Consider the following 24,051-nt stretch of genomic DNA (forward strand, 5'->3'; position numbering starts at 1 on the left):
AATCCAACAGTTATCGTAAAAAATCTATTGCATGTATTGGTTATTTCGTGTACATTTGTAAAAATAGCATTATTTAATTATCATATATCGAGACAATAACCACAGCCTGTGTAAGATATAATCTTTTATCGACCCGGATACTGTTCATGTTAGGATATAGACCATTTTATAACACTGTTTGTTCTGAAAAAAAATCACACAATATTAAAAACACAACCCCGAGCTTATTATTAATTTAAAAAAATAATTTTTGATGAAAAAAACACTCCTCTTTGTCCCCACTTTATTACCTGCACTGTCATCTCTGTAAACACATTTTCATTGTGAAAATACGGGCAGAAAGAAAATAACGATCTGCCATCAAGTTTTGACAACAATCTATCAGCAGTTTCTTCCGTGAACTGGCATCTATACTATTTGATGAAATATCAATCTCTTTTCAGCAATATAGGATGATCATGATCAGAAAACTCCTGAACCAGATTACATGTAAAAAAGTTTATCCTAACAGCAAAGACTCTATTAGCCATGCTCAAAAAGACAATTCCAATTCTTATTACCATTATCTATATTACTGGCTTTCTGCTTTCCTTCCCTTATATATTTGATAATCTATTCGGGGCAGAGAAATTTGAAAGTATCAGGAATATTTTCGAATATGGAATCATGTTTTCTTCATTTCTTGTTTTTAATGCTCTTCTCTTTAAAAATAAATATACCTCTGCCATTGCAGTTCTTCTGTGTTTATTCTTAAGCATTAACTTTCTTATATCCGTATCCTGTTATTTTATTTATCATTCGGGGTTCAATGTAGGAATGGCTATCAGCATACTGGAGTCGAATGTGAACGAAGCCATGAGCATGTCTTATATGTTTATTCTGCCGGGGATTCTGTGCATCATCTTTATGGCGATGTTGATTTATTCAGTCAATTCCCTGAAAAATACTGTTAAATTTGATTTTAAATATATCATTATCGCCTTACTATGGCTGATCATGCCCTTTGCTTTTCACCTTAAACATAAATATGTAAGCAATAAAGGCGGCGGAAAAATGATCAAAAGTGTGTATTACCATCTGTCAGATTTCAATACGGCTCTGAAAATTCAGGAAGATATTAATCTGATCAAAAAAAATGTCCCGGTTTTCAACATCAAACAAGTACAGCCAGGGATAGAGAACGTTATTTTTATCATCGGAGAATCTGAAAGAAAGCAGAATATGTCATTGTATGGCTATTCTAAGAAAACAACTCCTTATACTGATCAGGAAGCCGGAAACATGATGATTTATGACAAAGCTGTTTCTCCCGCAGGGATTACGAACCTCAGTGTTCCGCTTATGCTTTCCAGCATACATCCGGACGAATTCAGGTATCATTATGATAAATTATCCTACAATATCATCAATCTTGCCAATCAGGCAGGCTACAATTCTTTCTGGATCAGCACACAACAAAGTGCTAAAGGAATTACCGCAATTGCTTCAATGGCTAAAAACAAAAAATGGGTGAATGGCTATGATGAAGTGATTATCCCGGAACTAAAGAATGTCATTCAGAACAAGGATAACAAATTCATTGTCTTCCACATCATGGGAAGCCACCCCAATCCCTGCAACAGACTACCGGAAACATGGAAGTCCGGAGATCTGGATTGCTACGACAATTCTATAAAATATACAGATTATGTCATGAAGGACATTTTCAGCACCCTTAAAAATACCAATTCAGTTGTGATCTATGCTTCTGACCATGGCCTTAAGGTGCAGGGAGATAAGTTACTGCATGTAGACTCCAAAGAATCTACTCAGGTTCCTTTCTTCGTATGGTATGGCGACAAAGTACCTGCTGCCTACAGAACTACAGGAAGAGATCCCAATCTGATCCAGACCACCTATATCTATCCGCTGATCATGAAATATATGGGACTGGAAACTCCTCAGCATTATAAAAACGAAGAAAATAAGTATTTAAATCTGGACATGAAAAGTATAGATTATGAAAAACTGACAGAATAACACCAGAATACCTGTACAGAAACTGTTTCCTATTATTCTCCCTCAATAATAGGAAACATTAAATTTACTGAGCAGGTTAGGAACCATCACAAAACTAATATTGAAAACTTTTTAAACATAAAATATGAAAGGAAAATCGACGTACAAGATTTTTGCAGCAGTTCTCTGCCTTGCATCGGTTCATGCTTTCCCAAGGGGAATACCTACCCCCGGACTTCATGAGAAAGCTATTATTTCGAAACTTCACCAGCCTGTAGCACCCTTTGTGTATGACCTGGACCCTCTGATCGTCATGAATCAGAATGTACAGGAGAAAGGACTGGTCATCATGAGTGGAAAACTCACTAAGCCTGTAACCAGCGATCACGTAAAATTATCTGTCAAGTACAAAGATGCTCAGGGAAATTGGGTGACGGGATGGTGCAAAACATTATATTCTTATAACAGATATAATGAAGATCTGAAAGCCATTTTTGAGCTACCTGCTTCAGCCCAAAGTGCTTACAACCTGAAAGTTGAACTGAGTTCAGACACCAATCTCACCAACTTCAACAGTATCACCTGGGATAAAACGGTAAATCACTACAAATTTGGCGATTATAACAGCAGCAGTTGTGACCTGGATGAAAATGAATACACTATTCTTCTGACACCCAAAAAAGAAGGGACTCTGATTAAAGATGCCAACGGAAAAGTTACAGGTATTAAGGACAGAGTAACTTCTGCCCATGCCTTTAACAAGCTTGGAAATGTGATCATGAACAACAAAAAGGATGATGTAGTATTCTCTCCCAGGACTCCTGCTACCCTATTTGACAACAACGGAATCAAATCTGTAAAAATGATCAATCAGGGAGCAGTTAATGATACTATAGGTGCTACTCCGGAATTTATTTATCACGAAATGCCCGGCCATCCCATCCCTTATCTGTATACCTATAATGATCCGGTGTATATGTTTGCAGGAAAATTCTCCATCAGCGGAATGCTGTTGAAATTCAGCCAATGGCCAGGCGAACCAAATGGCCCTGGGTATCATAATTTTAAAAACCCTAATCAGCTTCAAAGCAGATATTTCAATCTATACAATACCCTCGCCGAGAAACTGTCTGACTTCATTGCAGATCAGGAACCGGTTGTGATTGTATCCAGTTTATCCACAGGGTTCAGAGTATATAAGAGCAACGGCCAATCTATCACCATAAAAAATGCAACGGGATACAGTAATTACGGCGCATTATTTTTTGGTTACGGAAATGATCAGGGTGGCGCACGAAGAGGACCCGGTTCTGAAAACTTAATCATTTCGAACACACCTGAAATGACCTTATACGGTATGGGAGCTTTGAGGAATGATGCTACTGCAAGTATTCAGACCGTAAGATCAATGCCTGACATTGAGTCTGAGATTGCCAAATTTATCAACTATGTGGGTATTTTTGGGGATGTAAAGCTCAATGTTGAAGGTTGCGTGAATGCATGCTACTCATTGAAAAACGGAGTTGTTCCTGACAACAGTCCGGTAGACTGGACCAAGGCTCCGAACAGCTATATTTTTACAGGAAAAAATAAGAGCGGGGGCAATGCAGATGGCCTTTATATCCCTGTGAAAAAGGCCTATGAAATGTGGTCTAAGGGAGGAGAATTCATGAAGGATGATAGTGGAAACTACACCAAAATTCCGGATGGAGGAATCGCTAAAGCAAGCCTTTACTGGGAAGATGAACCTGGTCTGATAAAATCAGTCAGCCTTGAGGGAACAGGAGAAAACGCTAAGATCAAGGTGCTTGTTGACAGGATAAAAAAAGGAAATGCAGTAGTATCCTATAAAGTCAATGACCAGATTTATTGGTCATGGCATATTTGGGCAACTGATGATCCTACCAACGGAAGCACTTATCATCATGGCTTCGAGAAAGATAAGGATGGCAATCTTGTCACCAACTGGAAATGGATGGACAGAAATCTGGGAGCCGTTAATGAAAGCTTTTTAGGAAATAACTGGCATAAATCTGCAGGTTTACAGTACCAATGGGGTAGAAAAGATCCTTTTCCTCCGTTTTCTCATAAAGATTTAAGCCTTTACTCAATCAGTGGAGAAATTAATCTTACGTACAATGATCCTGCTTTCCAGTCTAAATTTGTAAAAGTAAGAGGAAGCAAATACTCCGCTCAACTGAATACAGGAACGGATACTCCTAACGGAAATATAAGGTTTTCCATAAAAAATCCTTTCAGCTTTATTGCTACTCCTATTTATGTTGCTAAAAAAGGGGAACCACTCTTGAATGATGGTGAAGACTTCTTACAGCAAAACAACAATAACAATTGGGTCGCAGTAGGAATTACAACCTGGTTTTCTAAACAGAAATTCAAACAATATACGTCGCCTTTGCGTGAAAACATTGTGACATGGGATTTGTGGGGAGATACCCGTCAGGGAAATTATTCTGACATAGATGATCCGGCTGTAGGAGAAGCAAGCTCACGCTATGCCATGAAATCACCGTACGATCCATGTCCTTGTAACTGGAGAGTACCATCCAGCTATTTTTCCGGCGGTAGAAATTCCGGAGTGCCTATGCCTGATGAAAACAAATACAGCCCTTGGGGTAAACATACCGGAAATGGCAACAATACAAACCCAGAATTCGTTGCAAACGCTTTAAATACAAGTTATCCGGGAATAAAAATCTATCCGCAGTTTGGATTTGATTTTGCGGGAGTTGCCGGAATGAATTTAGGAAAATTCCCTATTAACGGTAATTATGAGATGTATCCTAATACAACGAGCGCTGTAAAATACGGTACCGGATGGATTATTCCTGTAATGGAGTTCCAGGATCAGAGTGCAGACGGAGGATTACTGACCACTACATTTACTACGGCTACGGAAGTGATTAATCAGGTACGCTATCCATCCTATGGAGCAGCAGGATTAACGCTGATTTCCGATCCATTGAGTGCGACTCATGCAAAACCGGGCTGGCATAGGTTCGCAAGCACTCCTTATCTTGGTGGCGGAGGTGTTCGTTGTATAGCGGATCCCAACAATGCTTTCATGCCGGCAGCATTTGAAACGGAATTCGTTGCTTCTGCCAATGAGTCCTACTCTATTGAAACATTAAAATCATGGACTAAACTTCCAAATAGTTATGTAGAATATACCAATCCTACTTTGGTGACTCCCAACCCGAACGGAAGTAACATTGATCCGAATAAAGACAATGACAGGATTATTGAAATACCATTAAGAAAAGCGTATGCAATGCATAAACTTCATCTGAGCACGGATTTCAGCTTCCCGGCAGAATCTACAAAATCATCGTCGGTGGTTTGGACAAGCAATAAGGATTTAATTCAGAAAATGGAGATTATCGATGGTTCTATTGACACTGCGATCTTAAAAGTTACATTAAACCAAAATATGACGGGTAATGCTGTAGTTGCACTTCATGTAGGTAACGGAGGCTGGACAGCCAACAAACATAATGATCCTGTCATCTGGAGCTGGCATATCTGGGCACCTAGATCAGTGATTGAAAAATATACTTTTGATCCTGAAAATGCAAGTAACGGAGGAGTTATCCCCGCCAATGAGCAGTTTGTAGATCCTATGACCAGTGCCGGAGTTCCTCTGAAAACTACCTTTATGGACAGGGATCTGGGAGCTAAGGATAAGTTAGTGAATGAGCATATTTTTGAACCATCCGGTTCCGTATTTGCATCAGGTCTGGCTGCTCCTGCTACAGGCAGCTTCCCTACAGGAAATCCTGCTGTATTGGCAAGATTAGCTCAAATCAGTGAAAGTGGCGGTCTGCACTATCAGTGGGGAAGAAAAGATCCATTGCCTGTGTTCTACAATCCGGGATGGTCATATTATTATTACGGAACCAAGCCTTACGCTACCTACAATGTATTCAGACAGAATAACCCTGCCAATCCTTCTACAGGAGCAATACCTTATACAGCAAGTATGTCTGAGACTGAGTATTTAAGCTCATTCACCAAGCCATATGCTACCTATTCAGACGCTTCAAATGCAGGTATTGTAAGTGGAGATTCAAAAGCAGACAAGCTAAAGAAAATAGTAAAATACTCTGTTAATAATCCGCTTAGTTATCTGTATCAGACCGATGCTGCGAAATCAGACTGGGTTTCTGACGAAAATGGAAACATGCCGGAAAGATGGGGGCACGCTACCGAAAAATCTTCATATGACCCATGTCCTGCGGGATGGAGAATAGTAGATCTTGAAAGTGTTTCCACCGGAATTATCCTTGGTAATTTTATTTCAAAAGGAAATACACCGTGGTTCTATAACAAGCAATTTAATACGGCTTACGGTATAGATCCTGGGGACATTAATGCCGTAGTGAAATATGAAAACTATGATCCGGCCAAATACAATTATATCGGCGGTACTCTATATGCCTATTTTTCAGGAAGAGGAACTGTAGCTTACGGATATACATTAAATAAACCGGAATACAACATTGGTTTATTCCCGAACATGGGTATCAGAGGTTTTAACGGAGGCAATACTATGGATGCATCTGTTCTTCCATACGCTGCCGGCTCAGGTTTAAAAACATTCCAGTATTCAGGGATCTGGACCTCTGCCAGCCAGGGAACCGGTGGAAGTGCTTTAGGAATGCTATTCAAGCAAACCGCTAATGCTAACACAGGGCTGTATTTCTTAACTCCTACGTTCGGTTTCCGTCCTCAGGCAGCTATGTCCTGCCGTTGTGCTGAAATCAAGTACGATGCCAACGGTAACGAAATAGGCAGATACGATCCTAACGCCGTTGCAGTTCCTAAGGATGCTCTTAAAAAAGCAGCAGCGCCTATGGCAAGAACTAAAGTAGAGGAAATGGTGGTAAAAGATAAACTGACCGTTTATCCGAACCCGGTAAAAAATATGCTTTACATCAAACCGAATGAGGTTAAAGAATATTATTACCAGATCTACAATATGTCTGGCCAGATGATCAAATCCGGTAAGTTTGAAAATGAAAAGACTGATTTATCTTCTTTAATATCCGGAGCTTATTTAGTAAGAATCAATAATTCTGAAACATTAGTAAAAATTATCAAAGAATAACAATCTGTTATTTCAAAAATGAGAGCGGCCCCGATTCGGGGCCGCTTTTTTATATAACATCTTAATTCCCAGGTCTAAGATTCCTGTTAATGCAATAGCCAACCAATACATTAGGAACCCAGCACAGCCATGCAACCACAAGGTAGGAATTGGCAGGATCGTGCGTCAGGTTTTTCAATAAAGGAAACCATAGCCTGAGTGTTACCGCAGCAAAAGTACAGGCATAGCTATAGACCATTAACTGTTGATGAAATATGATGTTCCCTTTTCTTATTTGTACCACTGCCAGAACAGTAGTCACCAGCCAGATTAGCCCCAAACAGACAAATCCCGTGGCAGAAACCAATCCTCCATTCGCATAGATTCCTAAATATATTCCGGATACAGAACTTATGATGACAGCAATTGCATAGACTTTTCCAATACTTCTGTGCACCCTGATATATTTATTCCGGAATGAGTTTCCAAACTGACGCCAACCTGTAAGAAGAGCCAGCCCACCAAAAATAATATGTGCAAAAAATGCAGTCTTCCAGATCAGATTCTGAAGGAGCTCAGGAGATTTAGAACCCAGAAAGGTATGACGATGTTCTACAAAGGCATAGATCAAAGGATATATTCCGATAAGCAGAGCAAAAGCACTCATGATCACAAATAACAGATTTTTCATAGGTATCAATAAATTTGCTGTAAAAATGAGGATTACAGAAGTTCTAAATGTTCCAAAATGAAAGGTGAAACCTATTTATAAGCATGTAATCATCAATACTTTGAATCATAGCCAATTATTCCAGATCAATACTTTCACTTTTTAAAAATTCTCTTGGAGAACAATTCATATACTTTTTAAAATTCCTGTTAAAAGATGTTTTGGAATTGAACCCACTTTCAAAGGCTAAAGAAAGAATGGTAAATTTTCGATTTTCCGGCAGACCTGCTATCCTCTTGAACTCTTCAATCCTTTGTCTGTTGACGTAGTCATAAAAGTTCTTCTGCTCTATTGTATTGATCGTCTGAGATAAGATATTGGGATGAACATCCAGAAGCTTTGCCACATGATTCAGATTCAGTTCCGGATCTTTGTACAGTTTTTCGTACTCCATTTTATAAGTCAGCTTTTTATAAATCTCCTGTATTGCTTCGTCTCCAGGTGAGGTTTTCTGATATTTTATCACTTCGGCAATCTCATTCACCGTCTTTTCTTCAAGCGTTTCAGTTTCAGCAACAGCCAGATTCAGAATACCGACACGGCTGATCCCAAAATAAGCAGCTACCAGAATAAACAGAACAACCAGAGAAAAAATCAAAATATCATTTCTTATGATGACAGCAATCCATATCAGTGCGATCCCGATAATGAGGCAGTATAACCAGTTCATATTCATTTTCTCTGTATTGGAATACTGATCAGAAAGTCCCTTCTTATATTTTATGAGAGCAAAAAGACTTAATCCTACATACAGGATTCCGGAGAAGATCATCAGATATTTGAGGATATCACTCAATGTTTTATACTCATCAGCGCCCTTCTGATAAATCATTAATCTATCCCAGGGAGACTGCAGGAGCAAAAATTTAAGCAGAACAAGGAAAACAATAAAAACAGGGATCAAATGCAACAACCCCATCTTTTTGCTGAGGTTTCTTCCTGTCACACAAAGAACATAGAAATACAACATGGGCCCATGAATGAAAGGAAGAAGCACTTCATATCCCAGGAAATAAGGAAATTTCACATAGCTTCCGGAAAAAAACAGCATAAAAAAGCTGAGATGAATTCCGATAATCAGAAACCATCCTGCCAACAGATAATCTGCCATTATTTTCCTGCGTTTTCCCATAATCAGGAAGGCAGAAAAACAGGCAATAAAAATTCCCGCTAAGTAAAATAAAGGGGACAGGCTCTGAAGATCAACATTCTGCATTTGAAATGACGGCTTAAAATCCAGGTTTTAATTTATTCATTTTTACTGATACAAAACGACAGATTATCAACTATTTCCTGTCAATAGAATTTCATTCAAAAAAAATTAAAAATATTTTAATTCACAACCCTCAAATTATAATTTATACTTCGTAATTTTATCATAGTTTTTTAAACGTTTGGATTATCAGACAGAAGCAGCCTTTTGTAAAGCAAAGTATACCGGGATATTAGACATGATTTTAAGCATATTTTAATATTAAACTTTGTTAAAACTGGTTGATTCTTCAGCAAAAAGTATATTTTTGCATGATTATTGATTCGGTCTATTGATTTTGAAAATAATTTAAACGAAATAAATAATTATAAACCTTTTAAAATTTAAAATTATGTCACAATCGTACGAAGTTATTTTTGAAAACAATAGAAAATGGGTAGAATCCAAAGTTGCAGAGGATCCGAATTTCTTCCACGAACTGGCAAAAACTCAGCATCCTGACTATCTTTACATCGGATGTTCAGACAGTAGAGCTACAGCTGAAGAGCTGATGGGAGCAAAACCGGGAGAAGTTTTCGTTCACAGAAATATTGCCAATGTTGTCAATACTCTAGATATGAGTTCCACAGCGGTTATCCAATACGCAGTAGAGCATCTGAAAGTAAAGCACATTGTGGTATGTGGGCATTACAACTGCGGTGGGGTAAAAGCAGCGATGACTCCTCAGGATTTAGGATTATTGAATCCGTGGCTGAGAAACATTCGTGATGTTTACAGATTGCACCAGGCTGAACTTGATTCTATCGAAGACGAGGACAAACGTTATGACAGGCTTGTGGAACTTAATGTTCAGGAGCAATGCATCAACGTGATTAAAATGGCTTGTGTACAGGAAAGGTATATCCTTGAAGAACAACCTGTTGTACACGGCTGGGTATTTGACCTTAGAACAGGAAAGATCATTGATCTGGAAATTGATTTTGAGAAAATCTTGAAAGACATCCAGAAAATTTATAATCTTACAGGTTCTGACTGGGTAATGAGCAGAAAGGATAAATAGACTTTCTAAAAAGAATGTAAAATGAAATTCTGGAGTATTATTGTATTAACGTTTTTTCTGAATTTTACAGCGCTGCCAAGCATTGCTGCGGTTGCAGGCTGGGATATTCTGAGAACGAATATAATAGTCAATGAAGAAGAACCTCATTCTCACCCATCCTCATTCATTGTATACGAAAAAACAATCCCGAAACCTTTGGATGTCTTTGATTATCTGAAGTTTTCCGAGCCTGATCCTCAGGCCGTATCTTTTGTGTTGGTAGATGATTCTCATCATCTGTCTCCTTTACTCACTATATTTTCTCCGCCTCCGGAAGCTTAATTTTAAGTATAATTAGATTATTTTTTGCGGTATTCATGCCATTTCCGGCAATGAATATCATGCATGTACTTTAAAATTAATTTTCCAATCTTTTATAATCGGTTATTGAAGGATTACCCGACTGGTTATAATATTTTTCAAGAAATCATGAAAAAAACATCACTATTAGGAGGAATCAAGGAGAATTTCCCTTCAGGGCTCGTTGTATTCTTAGTAGCACTCCCTTTGTGCTTAGGAATCGCTTTAGCTTCCGGTGCCCCACCATTATCCGGGATTATTGCCGGAATTGTGGGCGGACTGGTTGTAGGCTGTCTCAGTAATTCAAATATATCCGTCTCAGGGCCTGCCGCAGGTCTTACTGCAATTGTTTTAACTGCCATTACGGATCTTGGTGCATTTGAACTTTTCCTTTGTGCCGGGATTATTGCAGGACTTCTTCAATTGATCCTGGGGTTTGCAAGAGCAGGAAGTATTTCCAATTATTTTCCCAACAATGTTATTGAAGGAATGCTTGCCGCTATCGGTATCATTATTATTTTAAAACAAATTCCTCATGCATTGGGATTCGATAAAGATTACGAAGGAAACCAGTCTCTTTTCAGCAACGGAATCAATTTTAATTATTTTACAGAACTCTTCGGAGCTATTCACCCTGGGGCTATCATTGTAACACTGGTGTCTGTAGGAATTCTGATTGCATGGGATAAAACGCCTGCCCTGAGAAGAATGAAAATGCTTCCGGGAGCGTTGGTAGCCGTAGTCATTGGTATACTTCTGAATGAAGCATTCAAATTATCAGGAAGCTCACTGGCCATTGGCAAAGAACACCTGGTAGCATTACCGGTGCCTCAATCTCTGGACGATTTCAAAAATCTGATTATAATGCCTGATTTCGGAGGGTTTACCAACCCTAAAGTATGGATCGTAGGAGCAACTATTGCCATTGTAGCATCTATTGAAACCCTACTTTGTATCGAAGCTTCAGACAGATTAGATAAACAGAGAAGAATTACGGATACTAACCTTGAACTTAAAGCTCAGGGAATAGGAAACCTGATCAGCTCATTCATTGGAGGACTACCTATGACCTCAGTAGTGGTAAGAAGTTCGGCAAATGCCAATGCGGGAGCTACCTCTAAACTATCTGCCATGATTCATGGCGTATTGCTATTAGTCTGTGTACTTTCGATTCCTTTTATCCTAAACCTGATCCCTCTGGCAACGCTTGCTGCTGTTTTGATTCTGGTAGGATATAAATTGGCTAAGCCTGCAACATTCAAACATTTCTGGCATCTTGGAAAATTCCAGTTCGTCCCTTTCGTAGCTACTGTTGTAGCCGTAGTAGCAACAGACTTATTAAAAGGTGTTGGAATTGGTCTGGCGATCTCTATTTTCTATATTCTTCAGGGAAATATGAAAAGAGCTTATTATCTGAGCAGAGAAAAACTGGACGATGCAGACGGAATTAAAATCAAGCTGGCTGAAGAAGTATCCTTCTTAAATAAAGCAGCCATCAAAAAAACACTTAAAAACATCAAGTCGAATTCTACTGTGATCATCGACGCCAGAGAAACATCTTATATTGCAACTGATGTACTGGAGATGATACAGGATTTTGCCAACATCCGTGCAAAGGAAGAAGACATCAACGTAGAGCTTCTGGGCTTTAAAACTTCATACAGAGATTATGAAAGAAGCCAGGACTCTCACATTTTAATCACACACAAAAGAGCCATGTAAGCTCTTAGTGTATCAATTATTTTTTTAACTTTAAAAATCAAAACAAGTAAATCATATGAAAGCACATACATACGAAACCCAATCGACCATTACTCCTGAAAAAGCGTTAGACTTCTTAAAAGAAGGAAACCAAAGGTTCGTGAACAACCTTAAAGCTAACAGAGACCTTCTGGAGCAGGTAAACGCAACCCGTGAAGGACAATGGCCTTTTGCCGTAGTACTAAGCTGTATAGACAGCCGTACTTCTGCAGAACTGATCTTTGACCAGGGACTGGGAGATGTTTTCAGTATCAGAATTGCCGGTAACTTTGTGAACCAGGACATTCTTGGATCTATGGAATTCGGTTGTAACGTAGCAGGTTCCAAGCTTATTGTTGTTTTAGGACACACCAAATGCGGAGCTTTAAAAGGCGGACTTGATGCAGCGCAGATTGAAGGACTGGGAATGGATAACCTGAACCACCTGATCAATCATTTTAACCCGATCATCAATGACGTGATCGAAGAAAATGAAGAGCGTTCATCAAAAAACAGCTCATTATTGGAAAGACTTAACCATCAGAACGTGAAAAGCGCGATTGAAGACATCCGTAAGCAGAGCTCAACTCTTAAAAAGCTTGAAGAAGAAGGTAAAATTAAGATTGTAGGCGCTAACTACGACGTTGAAACTGGTGCTGTAACCTGGTTATAAGAAATGTATACTCTTATAAACCTATTTAAAATATAATCTAATTCAGATAAATTGATTGGAAATTAATTATCTAAGTACATGAAAAGGCCATCGGGAATCCGATGGCCTTTATCTATATCAATGATGATCTTACATTTCAGCAAGAGGAAAAGATCTCCTATTTCACGGTTATTTTCCGTTGAACGCAGACATCGTATTATTGATTCCTGCAAAAACAAAAGAAAGGCTTGCTTTAGAAAAAGTTTCAATTCTCTCAGAAAGCTTTTCAGTTTCCTCTTCGTTCCAGGTTCCCAATACATAGTCTACCTGACGGCCCGCTGCAAAGTCTGCAGAGATTCCGAATCGGAGTCTCGCATAGTTTTGGGTCTGCAACACTTCATTAATGTTTTTCAGACCATTGTGCCCCGCATCAGAACCTTTTCCTTTCATTCTTAATGTCCCGAACGGAAGTGCCAGATCATCCGTTACAATAAGAACATTCTCTAAAGGAATATTTTCTTTCTGCATCCAGTATTTCACTGCATTTCCGGAAAGATTCATATAGGTATCCGGCTTTAGGACAAAAACTTTTCGGCCTTTGTACTTCCCTTCTGCCAGCCAGCCAAAATTGGAACTGTTAAAAGGTACTTCAAGCACCTCAGCAATTTTTTCCGCTACTTTAAATCCTATATTATGTCGTGTATTTTCATATTCTGAGCCTTTATTTCCAAGCCCAACGATCAGATATTTCATCAGAAATTTTTTGCAAAATTAAGAGATAAAAAATAAAAAACTCAACCTTATAAAGATTGAGTTTAAATATTGTTGAAAAATGATTCTATTGTGGTTTGTAAATATAGTTTACTCCGTACCCTTTAGTCATATAAGTCTGCGGATCATACACATAATTGGTACTCTTTACAACCGGAGTAGGAATCACAGGGGTAAGATCTGTCAGCGACCATCTCTTCGGGTTGTTCGGAGACAAGATAAGACTTTCTTTATCATTGATCACTGTAGACAATAATCTTGAAATCTTATATACATGTGGTAACAATGTGAAAGGGCTTACCTGATCATCATATGCATAATAATCATAGCTGTATTTGTTGGTAACGGCTCCAAATGCATTTCCTGTCATTGTTCCGTAATGTCTGGTTACATTAGAAACATTATCTCCTGTATATTTATAAGCTGTTTTGGAATAATCAGTAAAACCTGTAGATCCAGGAACATCCGGACCGTTCTTCATAATAATAGAATCCAGTTTTCCTGTAGCCTTACTGTAAACCACTCTGTAAAGAGATTTTTCTTTTTTCAATAAGGTCTGTGGGCCAGGTTTTGTAGCTGGTGGCACTGGTGGCGGTCTTCTGAAGATCGTACGGTTCTCAGAAATCGTCTGCAGTGTATTATTGGCATACGTAAATAGCTGAGTATATGAAACACTGTCTTTATCCAGTTTTCCGTTTCCGTCAAGATCCAAAAATCCGTTAAAGTTAATTTGGCTTATTTTGTCACCGCTGTACATCACATCTGTAATAGAGGCGCTGTCTGTGATCACTTTAGTCACCAGAAGCCCGCTGTAGTGATATTCTGCCAGGGTATCTTTGTCTGTAACTTCTCTGTAAAGCGCTCTGGGACCGCTTAAACCTTCCGTACTGTTCAGATCCAATAAAGGATTCCCATCCTCATCTAATAAACTTTTGCAGGAATGTATTGAGGAAAAACCTGCGATTAATAAAATAAAGTAGAAAATTTGTTTCATTTCCCGGTAATTAATTATTTTTTTGACAAATATAATTTTTTTTTTGCTTAAAAATTATATTAATATTCACATTCTGATAAGATTAACAATTATAATCATCCTATAGATATTTATAGGTATAGGTCAAACTCTGATTTTCCCTGAAATTTGAATACAGATGATCATCAATATAAAACGAGCAAGCTATGTTCACTGAGAAAGAAATTGCCATAACAATGAGGAATCATTATGAATATCCTTTCTTATAAATATCATCTGTTTGCTCTTTGCCTGAGTTTTCCGGAGCAAAAACGTCTCCATCAGGCCAGGGATAAATTCTGTAAAATACAGTGTGGTAATGCATGCCGCCAGCATTTTCAAAAGCAATCCCGGCAAGCATAAGAAAATAGTTTTATATCATACGCAATTTTTTGTTTAGTTGCCCAAATATAATTTAATTTTCGATAACATACTGTACTTTATTTAAATAAATTCACAAAGAATAGACTTATTAAACAAAGAAAATCTAAAAACATAACGTTTTCAGATTTCCAATTATTGTATGATCGCAAAAATTAATACGGCTGCAATACAGAAGTCGTAAGAACAGATTGTGACATATCTGCATTCAGGAAGTCGGTATGCACCGCTCTCCCTATCCCAAGCGTTCCTCCGTTCAGATTTCTTTTATTACAGGCTACTTTCACTGTATAGTTATTTTTCTGACCAAGATTAGTCAATGTGGCATTCAGATTAAAAATCTTATAAGCTCCCGTCTCTCCCAATATTACATCTGTTCGCACTGCTCTGAGCGTATTATCTACAAATACCCCGCAAGCATACCCGGTGGAACTCGTCCCGACCTTCTGAACTGTGGTCTGAAATGAAAAAGTCACTTTATTGATACCACTTGTTATTGAGAAAGTATCTACCGCTCCCGGAATTACTGTCCAGCCCCCCGTAAGAGATTCTCCTGCATTATATGGAGAAGTAGACCCGTTGCCTCCGGAGAAGGACAATCCCGTCTTATCTTCTACAGTATTCATTGAAAACACCGACATACTACCCTGTCCGTCAGCAATTTTAATACTCTTCCAGTCATTGCCTCCTAATCCTGAATTGTTGTGCAGAATATCTCCGGGTGCCCCTGCTGAGCCTTTCAAAAGATCTGTACCTCCGGTTCTTACTTCTTTTCTGACATTCAGATCTCCGTTAACATCCAATGTATTGGTCGGAGTAGGAGTATTGATACCCACCTGAGCATTTCCAAAAACTGCTAACAGGACAGATCCTATAAATAATATTTTTTTCATAATCTGCTTTAGTTAATAATCGTTTTAAATACCTCTGGAATTTCAAATACATCTACTTTAAGAGAGGATTGTGTGATAAAACCATTAAGGTTATCAGATGCATAGGTACCGATAGTTATTTTTCTTCCTGTTTCTCCATAAGAGGCTAATCTTGTACAAGCCACACTCACCGTATGTTCTCCCTTAGAAAGGTTTTCTACAATTCCGATCTGAGTATGGGTAAAGAAAGTACTGGAAGCACTACTTGCCTTTATATTTCTTTGTCTAAGGTTGATCAGCTGATCATCTACAAAAATACCACAGGCATAGTCTACTGAGGTATCAGGAGAGCCGTTTTGAGAAAAATCAGTATGCACAACCGTCTCAAACTGGAAATAAGCTTTACTTTGAAGACTGAATACTTCGATTTTCTGTGTAAGATTATTTATTTTCTTGAAATTCTGCAGACTGCTGAAAGTTTTCCCTTTCGTAAAAGTAGCCCCTCTGGAGGCCTGCCCCAAATTAGGTTCATCAGCAGTAGTAAAGGTAATACCTACATTATCTGAAAATGAATTATTATAAATCAGGTAAAATTTATTCGACTCATATTCTGGAATACGAAGTGATTTCCAGACAGGAGCAAATCCTTCTCCACGGGAAACCAATAGTTGATCATTGTTCCCTTCAAAAGCTGTACCGGCAGCATCAAGAACTGCAATCTTCCCTCTGAAACTCAGATCTCCGTTGACGTCTAGCTGTGCCTTTGGAGAATTTGTATTGATTCCTACCTGAGCCGACAGTAGCAACCCTGTTGTAAGAAAAAGTGTTGATATAATTTTTTTCATCATTAGTTTTTATAAGTCACGTATTCGATTACATCTATTTTCATTGTAGACTCCAGGGTAAAAGCGTTTGACGCCCCATTGGAAGACTGCACATCCCGTCCTATTGCGAACTGTGACTGTAAATTGGAAGTATCGATCTTCCGGCAGGCAATTTCAATTTTCTGAGGTCCTACAGGAACGTTTTGCTCAGTATAATTAAGAGTAAAGATATAATCCTGAATCCCTGCTTTTAAGTTATTATTATTAGAAGCAATTCTATCCGGGCGTACGGCAACCAGTACATCGTTTCTGAAAACCCCACATGTAAACCTCACCGTCTCTGAAGTGGTAGCTGTAGGTGCTTTCATTTCAATTCCTGTCTGGAATTGGTAAGTCAACCTGTTTTTCCCGTTCTTGATCGTAAAATTAGTCATAAGACCGTCAATCTTCTTCCACTTCCCTTTGGCAGCATCCGTAATAAGATCACCAACGCTGTTTTTATTAACTCCATCTCCATCAACACCATTGGATAATCCACTGACACCTACCTGATCTGAAGACAAATATGAATTGATCAATTTATATTGCCCCTCTTCCATAAAAGGAATCGTTAATGATTTCCATACGGGAGGTAAACCTTCCCCCTGAGAAACCAATACCTGGCCGTTCAACCCTGCGTTACCCACATCAGTTGAAGTTCCGCCTACTCTAAGCTCTTTTCGTAAAGTGGTCTTACCGTTTACATCAAGCGTCGTTTTTGGCTTTGAAGTACCGATTCCCACTTGTGCGTTGGCATAGAATGAAAGAAAACCAGCCACGCAAGAATATATAATTTTTTTCATAATAAGGACGACAAAGGTACAAATTGAAGCCCATAAAATTCCAGTTATATATCTATAAACCCATAGAAATAAACATATTACAACCTAGAATTAATCACACATAAAAGTAGAATTATTTCTACATAACTCTAATTTTTATATCTAAAAAAAAATATATAGGGCCCCAAACCCTTACTGGGCCGAACATTACAGAATATTTTTACTCAACTAAAAGTGATTTCACCTCTTATAAAAGGTCCTTAATTCTCTTTATAAGGAATATTTGAAGAAAAAAACCTGATAATAATCACAAAAAAAACATGTAAAAAATTAATTTTTTACATGTTTTATAATGGTTTTATAGGAAATTATTCGATTTATAAAGGCTATGTTTTAATTATGTTCAATAATCGCTTTCAACAGCATATTGACCTCATCTACATTCTTCACTTTCTCTTTTCTCATCATAAGCTGATTCCCTTCTTTTCCTGATTTTTCTTTCAATTGAGCTTCCGCAGGATTTCTGGTTAAATAATTAATAATATGTCTGAATCTATCGGTCTGATAGAATTTATCCTGAGGATTACCCGGGAAATATCCTAAAAATACACCGTTCTTCATCACGATCTTTTCAAAACCGATGTCAGCAGCCAGCCATTTTAAGGATACACTTTTCAATAAGTTAACTGCTTCTTTTGGCAGCGCACCGAAACGGTCAATCAATTCAAGTTCAAACTGATGAAGTTCCGCCTCATTATTGATTTCGGCAATCTTTTGGTATAATAACAGCCTTTCTTCGGTATTGGAGATATAGAAATCCGGCAGCATCAATTCCAGATCCGTATCGATATTAACATCTTTTACAGATTTGAAAAGTTTCTGTCTGTCTTCTTCATTTTCAAATAAGCTCTCAAAATCAGCATCATCTTTCAATTCCTCAAGAGCCTCCTGCATCAGCTTCTGATAGGTTTCAAATCCCATCTCATTAATAAACCCGCTTTGCTCAGCTCCCAACAAATCTCCTGCTCCACGTATTTCCAGGTCTTTCATAGCAATCTGGAACCCACTCCCAAGATCTGAAAATTGTTCAATCGCTTCAAGACGCTTCCTGGCATCAGAAGTCATCATATCATAAGGTGGCGTAATCAGGTAACAAAACGCTTTTCTATTGCTACGCCCTACTCTTCCCCGCATCTGGTGAAGATCAGCCATTCCGAATCTTTGAGCATCATTGATGAAAATGGTATTGGCATTGGGAACATCTACCCCACTTTCTACGATGGTAGTAGAAACCAGTACATCATATTTTCCTTCCATGAAATCCAGCACATTTTTTTCCAGCTGTTTTCCTTCCATCTGTCCATGCCCTGTAATCACTCTTGCATCCGGCACCAAACGCTGGATAAGCCCGGCAATATCTTTAAGGTTTTCAATCCTGTTATTGATAAAATACACCTGCCCGTCTCTTTGCAGCTCATAAGAAACGGCATCCCTCAAGATTTCCTCGTTGAAACCGATCAGTTGCGTATCTACCGGCTGTCTGTTCGGCGGTGGTGTTTTAATAACGGATAAATCCCTTGCAGCCATTAACGAGAACTGTAATGTTCTAGGAATTGGAGTTGCCGTCAGAGTAAGCGTATCAACATTACTTTTCAGAGTCTTCAGCTTATCTTTCACCGAAACCCCGAACTTGTGTTCTTCATCAATAATCAGCAATCCCAGATCTTTGAATTTTACGGAACTGCTTGCCAGCTGATGGGTACCGATAATAATATCTACCTTCCCATTCTTAAGATCTTCCAGAGTTTCCGATTTTTGTTTTGCCGTTCTGAAACGGTTGACATAGCCAACATTCACCGGGAAATCTTTAAGCCTCTCTTTAAAACTTCTGTAATGCTGGAAAGCAAGAATAGTCGTTGGCACCAGTACAGCCACCTGTTTCCCATCTGTTGCCGCTTTAAATGCAGCACGGATAGCCACTTCTGTTTTTCCAAATCCTACATCTCCGCAAACCAGCCTATCCATCACTGTATCGGCTTCCATATCCTTTTTTACATCTAGCGTTGCTTTTTCCTGATCCGGAGTGTCTTCATAGATAAAGCTCGCCTCCAGCTCATTCTGCAGATAAGAATCCGGAGTATAGGCAAAGCCTTTTGCTGTTTTCCGCTGAGCATATAATTTAATAAGGTCAAAAGCAATCTGTTTTACTTTAGCTTTGGTTTTCTGCTTCAATGACTTCCAGGTTGGAGATCCAAGTTTGCTCAGAACAATCTCTCTTCCATCCGGACCGTTATATTTTGAGATCTTATGAAGTGAATGAATACTCACATACAGCAGATCTCCGTTTTTATACGTCAGCTTAAAGCATTCCTGAATCTTTCCATCATTATTCACCTTCACCAATCCCATAAACTTTCCGATTCCATGATCAATATGGGCAATATAGTCTCCAATTTTCAGAGACATCAGGTCCTTCAGGGTCAGTTGTTCAGATTTGGCAAAAGTATTTTTTGCTTTATACCTCTGGTAACGGTCAAAAATCTGGTGATCCGTATAGACCAGCAGCTTGTGTCCATTGTCTACAAAGCCTTCATGAAGTTCAGATTTAAAGCTTTTAAAAGGAAGCTCATGTTCCAGTTCTTCAAAAATAGATTCCAGTCTTTCTTTTTGCTTTTCTGTTGAGAAAGAGATCCAGGTATCATATCCTGCATTTTGTTTTTCTTCAATATCCTCAATCAGCAGCTCAAAGTTCTTATGAAATGAAGGCTGTGGTAACTGCTCCATTTTAATTTCGGTAATTTCTTTCAATCCCTCAATCAAAACTCCTGCAAAGTCAACCGTTTTGAATTTTTTATAATCGAACAGAAATTCCTGATCGGAAATGAAAAGCTCCTGTGGCGTTCTGTGGGCAATATCTTTATTTAATGTATCGTACTTCTCCAGAGATTTCTCGTAGAACGTTCTGATCTTCTGCATTCCCACCATTCCGTTTCTGGAAATCACATAACTTTCTTTAGGCAACAGCTGCAACAGAGAAACCCTGCTTCCCGTCACGGAAAAATTCATATTGGAAACGAGCTGAAATTCTTTTACCTTCTCTACCGAAAGCTGTGTTTCTATATCAAAAGTCTTAATGCTTTCTACCTCATTCCCGAAAAATGTGATTCTGTAAGGCTTTTCGTAAGAATATGAAAACACATCTACAATTCCTCCCCGAACAGAAAATTCACCCGGTTCCGAAACGAAATCTGCCTGCTGGAAGTGGTAATGATTGAGCAGCTCATCTACAAAATCAAAATCCAGCTGATCACCTACTTTTATATGATGTGAAATCGCTTTAAAGTCTTCTTTCTTCAGTACTTTTTCTGACAAAGCTCCGGCATAGGCCACAATCACCTTCGGAGATCTCCCGGAATTGATCTTATTCAGTACCTCAGTTCTTAAAACCAGATTGGCATTCTGTGTTTTTTCTACCTGATACGGTTCCAGATGCGTAGCCGGGAAATACAATACTTTATCTTTCCCCAGCAGATCTTCCATTTCTGTATTCGCATACAGCGCATCTTCTTTATCATCTACCAGATAAAGGATATTCTTCTTCTGAACCAAAAAGAGTTCAGCAACAAAAATGGAAACCGAAGATCCGGCACTTCCTTTTACGGCAATGTGCTGACTGTCTTCTAAACGGGTAAAAATTTCTTTCCCAAATTCTTTTTGCAGAAGGTCAGGAAGAAACTTTTCGTTGATGGATTTTAACTGCATAAATAGTAATGGTATAAACGACAAAAGCGATTTCGGGAGTTTTCCGAAACCGTTTTATGTTATACAAAGGTACGGATATTTTTTCTTCAGATAAAAAACTGAAGGAGTTAGAAATTTAAAATGAACAACTTAGCATTTAAAATCTTAATTTTTTACAAATTTATTTAAGAACCCGTTAAAAAAATTCTATTATTCCCACATGGCATAGTGTTTGGGTTTTCTACTCTACCAAACATTAAGAAATAATATTATGAAAAAAGCAATTAAAATTTTAAGCGTTTTAATGCTGTTGATTACAGCATTTTCTTTTTCGTCGTGCAGCAGAGATGATGATCCTGTAAACAACGATTTTTTTGCAGGAACGTATAAAGGAAAAATTTCCTATAATGACGGCGGCTCTACCAACATCAGTACTGATAACGGAAGTGTATTTGTAACAAAGATTGCCAGTGGTACCAAATATAATTTCGCATTCTCCAACAGCATTCCGGACCTTAACGGGATTGAGTTTGAACAGAAAGGAGACCACAGTCTTGTCATGATCGGTTCTTCAGGGACTTCTTATATCAGAATTGATAATAATGAACTGAAAATCCTATTTATAAAAGACGGTAAAACGTGGACTGCCAACTGTACACGGTAAACATTCTAATTCATATAATAAGTAAGCCTGTTTTCATTTTCGGAAGCAGGCTTTTTTATATACAGCACAGGCCTTTAAGTTTTTTTTAAGCTGTAATAAACTTTAGTTAAGTTTAAAAATGTCATTTTTCTAGCCTGCTTTTTGTATATCTTTATTCAACAAAAACAAACAGTAATCCCTATGAAAAAATTATTATCTGCAATGTCATTGATCTTAGGATTAGGACTTGCAACTGCCCAGCAGACTGCTCCCGCTACAAGCGCAAATCATGCACCTGTAAAAACTGCAACAAAAGCTACTAAACCTATGGAGGTAAAGGCGGCTAAACCTGCACCAGCAAAAACAGCCAAGCCGGCAGAGGTAAAACCAGCTCAACCCGCAGCCAAAATGAAAAAAGATGGCACTCCGGACAAAAGATATAAAGACAACAAACATCTGAAAAAAGACGGAACTCCGGATAAAAGATACAAGGAGAACAAATAAGCACAACATTAACATATAGTTGTTATTTTCATAATCAAATTTCGAAAAGCCGGTGAAACTTGTTTCATCGGTTTTTTTATGTCAGGTTTTCTAAAAATGGTTCCAGTTTCTTTACTTATTTATAAATTTGAGCCATGTTAAACTTCTTCAAGAAAAATGCAGCACTTATCTGGGCTAAGAAACATGTTCAGAAAGCAGAGGAATTCAAAAAAAATGCGGAAAAAGATCAGGAGAAATTATTACTTTCTCTTGTCAATACGGCTCAAAAGACCCTTTTCGGCCGGGAACACGATTTTGAAAACATCCGGTCTGTAAAGGATTTTCAGGACAAAGTTGCTGTATCAGACTATGAAGATCTGAAACCTTATATCGAAAGGGTAAAGAAAGGGCAGGCCAATATTCTCTGGACAGAAACTCCTGAGTATTTTGCCAAAACTTCCGGAACCACTTCCGGATCGAAATACATCCCGATTTCTAAGGAAGGAATGCCTTTTCAGATTGCCGGTGCTCAAAGTGCCCTGTTTCACTACATCAGCAAAAAGAACAATGCAGATTTCGTGAACGGAAAAATGATTTTTCTGCAGGGGAGCCCTGAACTGGAAGAAGTTTTCGGAATAAAAACAGGAAGATTATCCGGCATTGTAGCCCATCATATCCCCAATTATCTTCAAAAAAACCGTTTACCAAGCTGGGAAACCAACATCATGGAAGACTGGGAGGCCAAAGTAGACAAAGTCATCGAAGAAACTGAACGGGAAAATATGACCCTGATCTCAGGGATCCCGCCATGGCTGATCATGTATTTTGAAAAACTTACAGAAAAGCATGGTAAAAAAATCAAACAATTGTTTCCGAACCTGCAGCTTATTGTTACCGGAGGCGTCAATTACGAGCCGTATCGTGACAAAATGGAAGATCTTCTTGGCGGCAGCGTAGACATTATCCAGACCTTTCCTGCTTCTGAAGGCTTTTTCGCTTTTCAGGATGATTACACCAAAGAAGGTCTCTTATTATTGACCAATCATGGAATTTTTTACGAATTCATTCCATTGGAAGAGTATGGGAAACCCGGAGCAAGAAGGTTAACTTTAAAGGAAATTGAACTCAATAAAGATTATGCACTGATCCTTACCACCAATTCAGGGTTATGGGCTTATTCCATCGGGGATGTTGTCAGGTTTATCAGCAAAGATCCGTACAGGGTTTTGGTAAGCGGCAGAACCAAGCATTTCACTTCGGCTTTTGGCGAGCATGTGATCGCTTTTGAAGTGGAAGAGGCTATGAAGGCAACGCTTGAAAAGTATCCTGCACAGATTACGGAATTCCATCTTGCGCCACAGGTGAATCCGGAAGAAGGACTCCCTTATCACGAATGGCTGATCGAATTTGAAAAGGAACCTGCAGATTCTGAATTATTCCGAAATGAGCTGGACCAGCAGCTCAGAGCCAGAAACACCTATTATGATGATCTGATCTCCGGAAATATTCTCCAGAAGCTGCATATAATAAAACTAGCGAAAAATGCGTTTCAGGAATATGCCAGGTCTCAAGGGAAATTGGGGGGACAAAATAAGATCCCAAGATTGGCCAATGACAGAAAAATTGCAGATTTGTTAGAAGTTTACAAACTTTAATCACATTTTTTC

18 protein-coding genes are annotated in these 24,051 nt (G+C 38.5%); 9 read left to right on the forward strand and 9 right to left on the reverse strand.

What is annotated here, in order from left to right:
• The first annotated feature begins 528 nt into the window (after positions 1-528).
• The gene (locus tag AC106K_RS15830) at positions 529-2,019 is read left to right on the forward strand and encodes a phosphoethanolamine transferase family protein (RefSeq protein ID WP_482446447.1); all 1,491 of its coding nucleotides are present in this window, start codon (positions 529-531) and stop codon (positions 2,017-2,019) included.
• 124 nt (positions 2,020-2,143) lie between these two features.
• Positions 2,144-7,123, forward strand: a complete 4,980-nt coding sequence (locus AC106K_RS15835; RefSeq protein ID WP_482446448.1) for a T9SS type A sorting domain-containing protein — start codon at positions 2,144-2,146, stop codon at positions 7,121-7,123.
• 61 nt (positions 7,124-7,184) lie between these two features.
• Here the strand turns inward: AC106K_RS15835 and AC106K_RS15840 are convergent, their stop codons facing one another.
• Both AC106K_RS15840 and AC106K_RS15845 read right to left on the reverse strand, forming a co-directional pair.
• Positions 7,185-7,793 (reverse strand): DUF2306 domain-containing protein, encoded by a 609-nt coding sequence (locus tag AC106K_RS15840; protein ID WP_482446449.1) that lies wholly within the window; start codon positions 7,791-7,793, stop codon positions 7,185-7,187.
• A gap of 115 nt (positions 7,794-7,908) precedes the next feature.
• A complete protein-coding gene (locus AC106K_RS15845; protein ID WP_482446450.1) occupies positions 7,909-8,943 on the reverse strand; it encodes a helix-turn-helix domain-containing protein in 1,035 nt (344 codons plus the stop codon).
• Between the two features lie 493 nt (positions 8,944-9,436).
• Between AC106K_RS15845 and AC106K_RS15850 the strand changes: the two genes are divergently transcribed.
• The 4 genes from AC106K_RS15850 (at position 9,437) to AC106K_RS15865 (ending at position 12,857) form a co-directional block, all read left to right on the forward strand.
• Positions 9,437-10,105, forward strand: a complete 669-nt coding sequence (locus tag AC106K_RS15850) for a carbonic anhydrase (protein WP_482446451.1) — start codon at positions 9,437-9,439, stop codon at positions 10,103-10,105.
• Positions 10,106-10,126: 21 nt separating this feature from the next.
• On the forward strand, positions 10,127-10,426 hold the full coding sequence (locus tag AC106K_RS15855) for a hypothetical protein (protein WP_047097496.1): 300 nt from the start codon (positions 10,127-10,129) through the stop codon (positions 10,424-10,426).
• Between the two features lie 147 nt (positions 10,427-10,573).
• Entirely contained in the window at positions 10,574-12,166 is a 1,593-nt protein-coding gene (locus tag AC106K_RS15860; protein WP_482446452.1) for a SulP family inorganic anion transporter, read from the forward strand.
• 55 nt (positions 12,167-12,221) lie between these two features.
• Positions 12,222-12,857, forward strand: coding sequence for a carbonic anhydrase family protein (locus AC106K_RS15865; RefSeq protein WP_047097495.1), 636 nt, complete (start codon positions 12,222-12,224; stop codon positions 12,855-12,857).
• 168 nt (positions 12,858-13,025) lie between these two features.
• On the opposite strand, the gene pth is transcribed toward AC106K_RS15865, so the two are convergent.
• The 7 genes from pth to mfd all read right to left on the reverse strand — a co-directional run bounded on the left by pth (position 13,026) and on the right by mfd (position 21,279).
• Complete coding sequence (gene pth, locus AC106K_RS15870; protein WP_047097494.1) at positions 13,026-13,589, reverse strand: aminoacyl-tRNA hydrolase; 564 nt, start codon at positions 13,587-13,589, stop codon at positions 13,026-13,028.
• Positions 13,590-13,674: 85 nt separating this feature from the next.
• A complete protein-coding gene (locus AC106K_RS15875; protein WP_185289544.1) occupies positions 13,675-14,601 on the reverse strand; it encodes a hypothetical protein in 927 nt (308 codons plus the stop codon).
• 226 nt (positions 14,602-14,827) lie between these two features.
• Positions 14,828-14,980 (reverse strand): hypothetical protein, encoded by a 153-nt coding sequence (locus tag AC106K_RS15880; protein WP_482446453.1) that lies wholly within the window; start codon positions 14,978-14,980, stop codon positions 14,828-14,830.
• A 175-nt stretch (positions 14,981-15,155) separates the two neighbouring features.
• Positions 15,156-15,893 (reverse strand): hypothetical protein, encoded by a 738-nt coding sequence (locus AC106K_RS15885; protein WP_482446454.1) that lies wholly within the window; start codon positions 15,891-15,893, stop codon positions 15,156-15,158.
• An 8-nt stretch (positions 15,894-15,901) separates the two neighbouring features.
• The gene (locus AC106K_RS15890; RefSeq protein ID WP_482446455.1) at positions 15,902-16,720 is read right to left on the reverse strand and encodes a hypothetical protein; all 819 of its coding nucleotides are present in this window, start codon (positions 16,718-16,720) and stop codon (positions 15,902-15,904) included.
• The gene (locus AC106K_RS15895; RefSeq protein WP_482446456.1) at positions 16,720-17,538 is read right to left on the reverse strand and encodes a hypothetical protein; all 819 of its coding nucleotides are present in this window, start codon (positions 17,536-17,538) and stop codon (positions 16,720-16,722) included. The genes AC106K_RS15890 and AC106K_RS15895 overlap by 1 nt, the downstream gene beginning before the upstream one ends.
• A gap of 372 nt (positions 17,539-17,910) precedes the next feature.
• Positions 17,911-21,279 (reverse strand): transcription-repair coupling factor, encoded by a 3,369-nt coding sequence (gene mfd / locus AC106K_RS15900; RefSeq protein WP_482446457.1) that lies wholly within the window; start codon positions 21,277-21,279, stop codon positions 17,911-17,913.
• A 250-nt stretch (positions 21,280-21,529) separates the two neighbouring features.
• On the opposite strand from mfd, the gene AC106K_RS15905 reads away from it, so the two are divergent.
• The 3 genes from AC106K_RS15905 to AC106K_RS15915 all read left to right on the forward strand — a co-directional run bounded on the left by AC106K_RS15905 (position 21,530) and on the right by AC106K_RS15915 (position 24,039).
• Entirely contained in the window at positions 21,530-21,922 is a 393-nt protein-coding gene (locus AC106K_RS15905) for a hypothetical protein (protein ID WP_482446458.1), read from the forward strand.
• A gap of 180 nt (positions 21,923-22,102) precedes the next feature.
• The gene (locus AC106K_RS15910) at positions 22,103-22,405 is read left to right on the forward strand and encodes a hypothetical protein (protein WP_047097488.1); all 303 of its coding nucleotides are present in this window, start codon (positions 22,103-22,105) and stop codon (positions 22,403-22,405) included.
• A gap of 134 nt (positions 22,406-22,539) precedes the next feature.
• Entirely contained in the window at positions 22,540-24,039 is a 1,500-nt protein-coding gene (locus AC106K_RS15915; RefSeq protein ID WP_482446459.1) for a GH3 auxin-responsive promoter family protein, read from the forward strand.
• Positions 24,040-24,051 lie beyond the last annotated feature (12 nt).

The sequence above is a fragment of the Chryseobacterium sp. FR048 genome, from assembly GCF_056844665.1.